The organism is Xanthomonas axonopodis (assembly GCF_001304695.1).
In the GTDB taxonomy this organism is placed as follows: domain Bacteria; phylum Pseudomonadota; class Gammaproteobacteria; order Xanthomonadales; family Xanthomonadaceae; genus Xanthomonas; species Xanthomonas axonopodis.
This window is the reverse complement of sequence record NZ_JFAQ01000133.1, coordinates 1-10,357: the sequence shown is the minus strand read 5'-3', so window position 1 is coordinate 10,357 and position 10,357 is coordinate 1. Positions and strand designations below refer to the sequence as shown.

Annotated in this window: 10 protein-coding genes and 1 pseudogene; all 11 read left to right on the top strand. The window is 65.9% G+C overall.

From position 1 onward, the window contains the following. Nucleotides 1–209 precede the first annotated feature (209 nt). A pseudogene (locus tag XAXN_RS12670) lies at nucleotides 210–1,607 on the top strand (S8 family peptidase); the annotation flags it as partial. 129 nt (nucleotides 1,608–1,736) lie between these two features. Continuing rightward, nucleotides 1,737–3,464, top strand: a complete 1,728-nt coding sequence (gspE, locus tag XAXN_RS12665) for a type II secretion system ATPase GspE (RefSeq protein ID WP_054319793.1) — start codon at nucleotides 1,737–1,739, stop codon at nucleotides 3,462–3,464. A 175-nt stretch (nucleotides 3,465–3,639) separates the two neighbouring features. Then, nucleotides 3,640–4,857, top strand: coding sequence for a type II secretion system protein XpsF (gene xpsF / locus XAXN_RS12660; protein ID WP_054319792.1), 1,218 nt, complete (start codon nucleotides 3,640–3,642; stop codon nucleotides 4,855–4,857). 277 nt (nucleotides 4,858–5,134) lie between these two features. Further along, the gene (gspG, locus tag XAXN_RS12655; RefSeq protein ID WP_003490502.1) at nucleotides 5,135–5,566 is read left to right on the top strand and encodes a type II secretion system major pseudopilin GspG; all 432 of its coding nucleotides are present in this window, start codon (nucleotides 5,135–5,137) and stop codon (nucleotides 5,564–5,566) included. A 9-nt stretch (nucleotides 5,567–5,575) separates the two neighbouring features. Beyond that, nucleotides 5,576–6,085 carry a type II secretion system protein XpsH gene (gene xpsH / locus XAXN_RS12650; protein ID WP_054319791.1) on the top strand — a complete coding sequence of 170 codons (510 nt, stop codon included), beginning with the start codon at nucleotides 5,576–5,578 and terminating at the stop codon, nucleotides 6,083–6,085. Beyond that, entirely contained in the window at nucleotides 6,082–6,498 is a 417-nt protein-coding gene (gene xpsI, locus XAXN_RS12645; RefSeq protein WP_054319790.1) for a type II secretion system protein XpsI, read from the top strand. The genes xpsH and xpsI overlap by 4 nt, the downstream gene beginning before the upstream one ends. Next, nucleotides 6,495–7,130 carry a type II secretion system protein J gene (locus XAXN_RS12640; RefSeq protein WP_054319789.1) on the top strand — a complete coding sequence of 212 codons (636 nt, stop codon included), beginning with the start codon at nucleotides 6,495–6,497 and terminating at the stop codon, nucleotides 7,128–7,130. The genes xpsI and XAXN_RS12640 overlap by 4 nt, the downstream gene beginning before the upstream one ends. After that, nucleotides 7,127–7,978: a type II secretion system minor pseudopilin gene (locus tag XAXN_RS12635; RefSeq protein ID WP_054319788.1), complete on the top strand. Its 852-nt coding sequence runs from the start codon at nucleotides 7,127–7,129 to the stop codon at nucleotides 7,976–7,978. Before XAXN_RS12640 ends, XAXN_RS12635 begins: the two co-directional genes overlap by 4 nt. Next, the gene (locus XAXN_RS12630) at nucleotides 7,975–9,096 is read left to right on the top strand and encodes a PilN domain-containing protein (RefSeq protein ID WP_054319787.1); all 1,122 of its coding nucleotides are present in this window, start codon (nucleotides 7,975–7,977) and stop codon (nucleotides 9,094–9,096) included. Before XAXN_RS12635 ends, XAXN_RS12630 begins: the two co-directional genes overlap by 4 nt. Beyond that, complete coding sequence (gspM, locus tag XAXN_RS12625) at nucleotides 9,080–9,733, top strand: type II secretion system protein GspM (protein WP_054319786.1); 654 nt, start codon at nucleotides 9,080–9,082, stop codon at nucleotides 9,731–9,733. Before XAXN_RS12630 ends, gspM begins: the two co-directional genes overlap by 17 nt. After that, the coding region (xpsN, locus tag XAXN_RS12620; RefSeq protein WP_054319794.1) for a type II secretion system protein XpsN at nucleotides 9,723–10,357 on the top strand (635 nt) is incomplete at its 3' end. The genes gspM and xpsN, both read left to right, overlap by 11 nt.

The following is a 10,357-nucleotide window of genomic DNA, read 5'->3' as shown; positions in this document are numbered from 1 at the left end:
GGGCGCCGGCTTCGGCTGGTAAGGCGTTATCGCATCAAGCGCGGCGGCGCCAGGTGCGCCGTCGCGCTCAATAAGGCCTGTGAGGGGGCGGGCAAGGACCGTGGCTGGGCCGGCCAACGGATTCGCATGGAGTGATGGCCGTACCAGGGGTGACCGACAAGGACGCAGCGAACCGCACCGCGGTTACGCAGCGATTGCGCCGGCTGCGCCCGTTGTACGCGCAGTACCAGTGTCACCTGAGCAACCCCAATGGCGGCATCAATGCGCCGGGTGCATGGGATCTGTCGCAGGGCGCAGGCGTGGTGGTGGCGGTGCTGGACACCGGCATCCTGCCGGGCCACCCCGATTTTGCCGGCAACATCCTGCAGGGCTACGACTTCATCACCGACGCCGAAGTCTCGCGTCGTCCCACCGATGCGCGCGTGCCGGGCGCACTGGATTACGGCGACTGGGAAGAGGCCGACAACGTCTGCTATGCGGGCTCGCAGGCGCAAGAAAGTTCCTGGCACGGCACCCATGTTCCGGGCATCGTGGCCGAGGCGACAAATAACTGATTGGGCATGGCTGGCGTCGCACCGAAGGCGACCATCCTGCCGGTGCGCGTGCTCGGCCGTTGCGGCGGTTACACCTCCGACATCGCCGATGCGATCGTATGGGCCTCCGGCGGCACCGTTGACGGCGTGCCGGCCAACACCAATCCGGCCGAGGTCATCAACATGAGCCTCGGTGGCGGCGAGCCCTGCGATTCGGTCACCCAGCTGGCAATCAATGGCGCGGTGGCGCGCGGCACCACCGTGGTGGTTGCCGCCGGCAACAGCAGCGAAGATGCGGCCAACCATTCGCCGGCCAGCTGCAACAACACCATCACCGTTGGCGCCACGCGCATCACCGGTGGCATCGCCTAATACTCCAACGATGGCAGCAAGGTCGACGTCTCTGGCCCGGGCGGCGGCGGCAGCGTGGACGGCAATCCGGGCGATTACATCTGGCAGGCTGGTTACACCGGTGCGACCACGCCGACCTCAGGTAGCTATACCTATATGGGGCTAGGCGGCACGTCGATGGCGTCGCCGCACGTGGCTGGCATCGTGGCACTGGTGCAAAGCGCGGCCATCGGTCTGGGCGAGGACCCGCTGACCCCGGCTGCGGTCGAAGCGCTGCTCAAGCAGACCAGCCGCCCCTTCCCGGTAACCCCGCCGGCCAGCACCCCGATCGGCAGCGGCATCGTCGACGCCAAGGCCGCGCTGGAAGCAGTGCTTGAGGAGCCGTGCGACCCGGCCACCGAGAGCTGCGCGCCGAGCGCCATCGAGCTCACCAACAAGGCGCCCGTTGCTGGACTGAGCGGTGCCGCCGGCAGCTCCGCGCTGTACAGCTTCGACGCCAAGGCCGGCGGCGTGCTCAGCTTCATGACCTACGGCGGCACCGGCGATGTGTCGATGTACGTCAGCTTCGAGGCCGAGCCCAGCGCGACCAGCTACGACGCCAAGTCGACCCGTCCGGGCAACAGCGAAACCGTGCGTTTCACTGCACCCAAGGCCTGCACTTACTACATCAAGTTGGTCGGCGCGGCGAGCTGCGCGAAGTTGACGCTCGTTGCACGACAGTAAGTAGCGAAATAGTGTGACCGATGCCCCCGGCCAATCGCCGGGGGCATTGCTTTACAGGGCGATTCAGATGCGTGTGGTTGATCGTCGCGGCAAACTGCTACAGTCGGCGCCGGACCAGTGGAGACGAGTGTGAACGCGGTTGCTGTCGATCCAATCGAGCATCGAAGTGCGGAGACGCGCATCGTCGATGCGCTGCTTGAACGCCGTCGTTTGAAAGACACCGATCTGCTGCGCGCGCGCCAGTTGCAGGCCGAATCCGGCATGGGCTTGCTTGCCCTGCTTGGTCGGCTTGGCCTGGTGTCCGAACGCGATCATGCAGAAACCTGCGCCGAGGTCCTCGGCTTGCCGTTGGTGGACGCACGCCAGCTTGGCGACACGCAGCCGGAAATGCTGCCCGAAGTGCAGGGGCTGTCGCTGCGCTTTCTCAAACAATTTCATCTGTGCCCGGTCGGCGAACACGATGGCCGGCTGGAGCTGTGGATTGCCGATCCTTACGACGATTACGTCATCGATGCAGTGCATCTTGCCACCGGCTGCACATTGCGGTTGCAGGTGGGCTTGCGTTCGGAAATCGACGACCTGATCGAGCGCTGGTACGGCCAGGGCCGTAGTGCGATGGGCACCATCGTCGAAACCGCCGATGGCGATGTCAACAGCAGCGACGATATCGAAGCGCTGCGCGACCTGGCTTCCGAAGCGCCGGTGATCCGGCTGGTGAATCTGGTGATCCAGCACGCGGTGGAACTGCGTGCCTCCGACATCCATATCGAGCCGTTCGAAAGCCGGCTCAAGGTGCGCTACCGCGTGGACGGCGTGCTGGTGGAGGGCGAAAGCCCGCCGGCCAAGCTCACTGCCGCGGTGATCAGTCGCATCAAGATCATGGCCAAGCTCAACATCGCCGAGCGCCGGCTGCCGCAGGACGGCCGCATCATGCTGCGCGTGCAGGGCAAGGAGCTGGATCTGCGCGTCAGCACCGTGCCCACTGCGCACGGCGAAAGCGTGGTCATGCGCCTGCTCGATCGCGAAACGGTGGTGTTCGACTTCTACAAGCTCGGCTTTACCGAAGATTTCTTGCCGCAATTCCGCAAGGTGCTGGAGCAACCGCACGGCATCATGCTGGTCACCGGCCCCACCGGCTCGGGCAAGACCACCACGCTGTACACGGCGTTGAGCCAGCTCAACACCTCGGATGTGAAAATCATCACCGTCGAAGACCCGGTGGAATACCAGATCGAAGGTATCAACCAGATCCAGGCCAAGCCGCAGATCGGGCTGGATTTCGCCAATGCATTGCGCAGCATCGTGCGCCAGGATCCGGACATCATCATGATCGGCGAAATGCGCGATCTGGAAACCGCACGCATCGCGATCCAGTCCGCGCTCACCGGCCACCTGGTGCTGTCCACGCTGCATACCAACAACGCGGCCGGCGGCATCACCCGTCTGCTCGACATGGGGGTGGAGGATTATCTGCTCACCTCCACCATCAACGGCATCCTGGCGCAGCGTCTGGTGCGCAAACTCGACCTGGCCAACGCCGAGCGCTACGCCGCATCGCCGGAAGAAATCGCCAGGTTCGATCTGCGCCGCCTGCAGCCGGAGGGCGAGATCTTCCTGTATCGCCCGCGTCCCTCGGCCACCGCACCTACCGGTTACCTGGGCCGCACCACCATCGTCGAATTCCTGGTGATGAACGACGAATTGCGCCGTGCGGTGATGCGCCGTGCCGGCATGGGCGAAATCGAACAACTCGCCCGCCAGGCCGGCATGCGCACCATGTACGAAGATGGGCTGTCCAAGGCCCTGCGCGGCGAAACCACCATCGAAGAAGTCCTGCGCGTCACGGAGGATGTGTGAGCATCAATGGAGCGGCAATGGGCATGGGATGCTCAGAATCGAAAGTCAGCCGGAGCAACGGCATTGCACGACGTTGCGCGCGTGCGCCTGTGCGCCCAGCCACGCTAACGCAGCGCGGCGTCCTGCTTTTGCCGAATCTTGAATCCCGATTCCCCAATCCCAGCCTCCCAGCCTGATGCCCCTCTACCGCTACAAGGCCCTGGACGCCCACGGCGAAATGCTCGATGGCCAGATGGAAGCGGCCAGCGATGCCGAGGTGGCGTTGCGTCTGCAGGAACAGGGCCATCTGCCGGTGGAAACGCGCCTGGCCACCGGCGAAAACGATTCGCCGTCGCTGCGCATGCTGCTGCGCAAGAAGCCGTTCGACAACGCGGCGCTGGTGCAATTCACCCAGCAACTGGCCACGTTGATCGGCGCGGGGCAACCGCTGGATCGCGCGCTGTCGATTCTGATGGATCTGCCCGAAGACGAAAAAAGCCGGCGGGTGATCGGCGATGTGCGCGACACCGTGCGTGGCGGTGCGCCGTTGTCGTCCGCACTCGAGCGCCAGCACGGGCTGTTTTCCAAGCTGTACATCAACATGGTGCGCGCAGGCGAAGCCGGCGGCAGCATGCAGGACACGCTGCAGCGGCTGGCCGATTACCTGGAGCGCAGCCGCGCGCTCAGGGGCAAGGTGATCAACGCGCTGATCTACCCGGCGATCCTGCTGGCGGTGGTGGGATGCGCGTTGCTGTTCCTGCTCGGTTATGTGGTGCCGCAATTTGCGCAGATGTACGAAAGCCTGGATGTGGCGCTGCCGTGGTTTACCCAGGCGGTGTTGAGCGTGGGCCTGCTGGTGCGCGACTGGTGGATCGTGCTGATCGTGGTGCCGGGCGTGCTGGGGTTGTGGCTGGATCGCAAACGTCGCAATGCCGCATTCCGTGCAGCGCTGGACGAATGGCTGCTGCGCCAGAAGGTGGTCGGCAGCCTGATTGCCCGGTTGGAAACCGCACGCCTGACGCGCACCTTGGGCACCTTGCTGCGCAATGGCGTGCCGCTGCTGGCGGCGATCGGCATCGCGCGCAACGTGATGTCCAATCTGGCCTTGGTGGAGGATGTTGCCAATGCGGCCGACGACGTCAAGAACGGCCATGGCCTGTCGATGTCGCTGGCACGTGGCAAGCGCTTTCCGCGGCTGGCGCTGCAGATGATCCAGGTGGGCGAAGAGTCCGGTGCACTGGACACGATGCTGCTCAAGACCGCCGACACCTTCGAACTGGAGACCGCCCAGGCCATCGACCGCGCACTGGCCGCGCTGGTGCCGTTCATCACGCTGGTGCTGGCCTCGGTGGTGGGGCTTGTCATCATTTCGGTACTCGTCCCGCTGTATGACCTTACCAATGCAATCGGCTGAGAGCGGAGCTCAGTGCAACGGCGCAGTCTTCAGGCGAGCACCACAGGTGCTCGGAATCGGCATGGAGCGCTCGTACACTGCACATTCCGCGCGCGTGCCGCGTCCAACGGCCAACCGCAAACCGCGCGCAACGCCATGCCGGCCACGCGCTTGACCGGCCAGCGTATTCACCACAACGTTCCGGTGACCGCACCGCACCCATGCGGGAACCATTGCAATGCCCGCCGTGTCATTTGTTGGCGGCAGCATCCTTCATCGACGTGCAAGGAAATCGTTCATGATCAAGCGTTCCATCACCCGCAGTCCGTCGCGCGCAGGCCAGGCCGGCATGAGCTTGCTGGAAATCATCATCGTCATCGTGCTGATCGGTGCGGTGCTCACGCTGGTCGGCAGTCGCGTGCTTGGCGGTGCCGATCGCGGCAAGGCCAATCTGGCCAAGTCGCAGATCCAGACGCTGGCCGGCAAGATCGAGAATTTCCAGCTCGACACCGGCAAGTTGCCGAGCAAACTCGATGACCTGGTCACCCAGCCCGGCGACAGCAGCGGTTGGCTGGGCCCGTACGCCAAGCCGGCCGAACTCAACGACCCATGGGGCCACGCCATCGAATATCGCGCCCCCGGCGACGGTCAGCCGTTCGATCTGATCAGCCTGGGCAAGGACGGCAAGCCCGGTGGCAGCAGTTACGACGCGGACATCAAGTACCAATAAGCGCTCGTCATGCGTGTTGCGTGTCAGCCGTTGCGTCATCGGCATGGAGTGGTCGGCCCTGGTCGGGCACGCGCGCGTGGCACCTCGTTGCTGGAGATGCTGCTGGTGATCGCGTTGATCGCAATCGCCGGCGTGCTTGCCGCCGCGGCATTGAACGGTGGCATCGACGGCATGCGCCTGCGCACCGCCGGCAAGGCGATCGCCTCGCAGCTGCGCTACACGCGCACCCAGGCGATTGCCACCGGCACGCCCCAGCGGTTTCTGATCGACCCGCAGCAGCGGCGCTGGGAAGCACCCGGCGGCCATCACGGCGATCTGCCGCCGTCGCTGGAAGTGCGCTTCACCGGCGCGCGCCAGGTGCAATCGCGGCAGGATCAGGGCGCGATCCAGTTCTTTCCTGATGGCGCTTCCAGCGGCGGGCGTATCGACCTGCAGGTCAAGGACGCCAGATGGCGCGTGGACGTGGGCTGGATTACCGGCGAGGTGCGTTCGGGCCCGTTGCGGACGCCCTCGCCATGAGGCATCAGCGCGGTTACACCCTGATCGAAGTGATCGTCGCCTTCGCGTTGCTGGCGTTGGCGTTGAGCCTGTTGCTCGGGTCGTTGTCCGGTGCTGCACGCCAGGTGCACGCAGCCGATGAAAGCACGCGCGCCACCTTGCACGCGCAATCGCTGCTGGCCGTGCAGGGCATCGACAAGCCGCTGGAGCCCGAGCAGCAACAAGGCACGTTCGAAAACGGCCACTTCCGCTGGTCGATGGACGTACGCCCCTACGACCAACCGCGGCGCAATCGGCAGGCGCCGATGTCGCCCGGCGCGCACCGTCTGCTGCAAGTGACCCTGGTGGTGCGCTGGGGCGAGCAGCACAATCAGATGCTGCAATGGCGCACGCTGCGGCTGGTGGCGGCCAATACGCAGGGCAGCCCGCCATGAACCGTTCGCGCAGCGTGGGCTTCACCTTGATCGAAGTGTTGCTGGCCACGATGTTGCTGGTCGGCGGGCTGGCGTTGGCGTTTGCCACCTTGCGCTCGGCCAGTGCGGTGAGTCAGCGCGGCGAAGCGATCGCACAGCGCAGCGAGCGCGTGCGTGCGGTGGAAGAATTCCTGCGACGGCGCCTGGCCGCCGCATTGCCGATCGCCATGGGGATCGATACCCAAAGTCAGCAGCCGATCCTGTTTATCGGCGAACCGCAACGCCTGCGCTTTGCCGCAGACGTGCCCGATTACCTCGGCCGCGGCGGGCCGTATCTGCACGACCTGTCGGTGGCTGGCGATGGCGATCGGCGCAACCTGCTGATTGCGCTGACCATGCTGCAGTCCGGCAAGTCGATCGAAGAAAGCAGCCCGCTGCCGCCGGAACTACTTGCCCAAGGCGTGCAGCAGGTGAGTTTTCGGTATCGCGGCATGGATCCGCAAAACGGGCGCCTGAGCGCGTGGCTGCCGCAGTGGAAATGGCACGACCGCCTGCCGCTCATGGTGCGCATCGACATCCGCAGTGACGACGCCGCATGGCCGCCGATGGTGGTGGCGTTGCCGCAATCCAGCAACCCGGGGGCAGGGCAATGAATCGCGCGCGCGGTGCCGCGCTGGTGTTGGTGTTGTGGTTGATCGCATTGCTTACCGCGATGATCGGTGCGTTCGCGCTCACCGCACGGGTGGAGGCACTGCAGGGCAGCATGTTGCGCAACGGTGCGCAGGCGCAGGAGTACGCACGTTCTGGCCTGGAATACGCATTGTTTCGCTTGCAAGACGCCGACACCCAGGCACGCTGGCGCCCGGACGGCCGACGCTATCGCTGGCAGATGGACGATGCCAGCGTGGAGATTCGTATCACCGATGAAAGCGGCAAGGTGGATCTGAACATGGCCGAGCCCACCTTGCTGGCAGCTCTGGTGCGCGCGGTGGGCGGCGAGCAGGCCAGTGCCGGGCGCATCGCCGGTGCCATCGTCGATTGGCGCGATGGCGATTCATTGAGCCAGCCCGGCGGCGGAGCGGAAGATCGCGATTACGCCGATGCCGGGCTGCCGTATGGCGCAAAGGACAGCCCATTCGAAACCCTGGGCGAACTGCGCCTGGTGCTGGGCATCGATGGCGAGCTGTATCGCAAGCTGTTGCCCAACGTCACGCTGTACAGCGGCCGTTCGCGGCCTGAAGCGCGTTTTGCGCCCGCCCCGGTGCTCACCGCGATGGGGCTGGACGCGCAGCAACTGCTGGCCCAGCGTGACGCGCCGCTGGGTTTGCCGGGCAGCGAGGCGACGGTTGGTGGCTCGGGCACTTATAGTATCGAAAGCCGGGCGCGACTGAGTCAGGGACGCGAGGCGGTGTTGCGGGCGGTGGTGTCGACCAGCGCGTCTGCATTACCAGGGTCGGCCTATACCGTGTTGCGTTGGGAAGAGGGAGCAGCAGTGCAATGACCACATGGCGGGATACCTTGGGTCGTATCGGCGTACGCGCCATGCCGGGAGCCGGAGGCTTCTGGCGTTGGTGGCAACAATCGCTGCTGGCCTGGCTGCCGCAGCGGTGGCAATGGCAGTTGGGTCTGTCGCAGGCACGCCTGTTGTTGCAACAGGATGGCGACACGCTGCAGTTGCTGCGCCAGCGCGATCACAGCTGCGATACGGTCGCCAGCCTGCCGTGGCCGGTGCATCCGCAGGAAGTCAATGGCTTGCTGCCGACAGCGCTTGAAGGCCTGCCTCGGCATTGGCTGTTGCCGGCCGCGCACACGCTGCGCCGGCCATTGCGTCTGCCCGCAGCGGCAGCGGCGCGCCTGCAGGACGTGGCGCGTTTCGAGATCGATCGACAAACCCCGTTCACCGCCGACCAGGTGTATTTCGATGCGCGCGTGCTTGACGTGCGCGAAGACGGCCAGCTCGATGCCGAACTGGTGGTGGTGCCGCGACGCATGATCGATGGCCCGGCCGGCGTGCCGGACGCATGGAGCAGCGCGCTGTCGGGTATCGATGTGACCGACGCCAACGGCCTGCCGTTGGGCGTCAACCTGCTGCCGCCCGCACGCCGCCTGCGCCGCAGCGACCCGATGCAGCGCTGGAACCTGTTGCTGGCCGCCTCTGCGCTGGTGCTGCTGGCCGTCGCCGGCTGGCTGCTGCTCGACAACCGCCGCCAGGCCGCCGACGATCTGCGCGCCAAGGTGCAGGCCAACGCCGCGCGCGCGCGCCAGGTCGCTGCCGAACGGCAGCAATTGCTGGACCTGGTCGAAGGCGCGCGCTTCTTCCAGCAACAACGCGCCACCCGCCCGACCTCGGTCGAAATCTGGGACGAACTGAGCCGGCGCCTGCCCGGGGGCACGTATCTGGAAAAATTTTCGGTCGAAGGCGGGCAACTGCAGTTGATCGGATTGAGCAACGAAGCCTCTTCGCTGGTGCGTCGCCTGGAAGGCTCGCCGCTGTGGCGGACGCCGTCGTTGACCGGCGTGCTGCAGAGCGATGCCGGGCGGAATGTCGACCGCTTCACCATCACCGCCGAGCTGGCCGGCCCCGACGCGAAGGAGGCGGCCGATGCCACGCAGCGTTAAGCGCGATCGCTGGATCGCTTTGGGTCTGCTGTTGCTGGTGATCGGCGTGGCCTACTTGGTGTTGGTGCACCCGTGGTTCACCCAACCCATGATCGTGGTGCAGGACGACCTGCAAGCGCTGCGCGAGCGCGAACTGCGCGTGCGCGTGCAGTTGCAGCAGGCGCCGGAAGTCAGCAAACGGCTGCGGCAGGCGCGACAGACGCTGGAAAACCGCCCGGGTTTCCTGCCGGAAACCTCGGCCGAACTCGCCTCTGCCGGCCTCGTGCAGCGGCTGGAACGCGCGGTGGTGGAAGCCAGCCCCGGCAACCGCAGCTGCGCCATCAGCAACCGTTCGCCGTTGCAGCCGGAGAGCAAGAACCGCTTCACCCGCGTGGCGGTGCAGGTGCGCCTACGCTGCGGCACGCCGGAACTGGCCTCGGTGCTGTACAGCCTGGAAAACGGCACCCCGCGGTTGTTCGTGGACAACCTCAACGTGATGGCGCAGCGCTACCAGCTCTCGCCCAACGAAAGTGGCAATGGCCTGGATATCGCCTTCGAACTGGCCGGCTATCTGCGCCCTGGCGCCAGCGCCGCGCCGCTCAACACCGAGGCCGCCCCTGCCGCCCCCAACGCCGCGGGGGCCAGCAATGCGCCTTGACATGATCGGCCTGCGCACCTGGTTGCTGGCCACCGTGGTCGGTTGGGCACTGCTGGTGTGCGTGCTGGCCATCGCCGGGTTGGGCAAGCGCGTGGAGCTGCTGCCCGACGACCCGGCGCTGGTGCAGCGCCTGCCCACGTTGCCGGCACCGGCGCCGGAGCGCCTGGGTGCGTTCGAGAAATATTCGGAAATCGCCGCGCATCCCGTGTTCGCCGAAGACCGCCTGCCGCATCCCTTCTTCCTGTCCGGCAATGACGGCAGCAGCGCTGCTTCGACAGTGCGCCTGACCGGTGTGCTACTGACGGACAACTTCAAGATGGCGACATTGACCCTGGACCCGCAGGATTCGGTGCGCGTGCAACTGGGCGGCGAAGCGGTGAAGGGCTGGCGCCTGCTTGCCCTGCAGCCGCGTAGCGCAACCATCGAAGGCCCCAGCGGCACGCAAACCCTGGAATTGCACGTGTTCAACGGCCATGGCGGGCAGCCGCCCACCGCCAATGCCGCCGCACGGGGCGCCGCCACTGCCACCCCGCCGGTGCCGTCCCCGGACGCTGCCGCACTTGCCCCGCCGCAGCCGCCGCAACCGCAACCTGTCGCGCCGATGCAACAGCAACAGCAACAGCA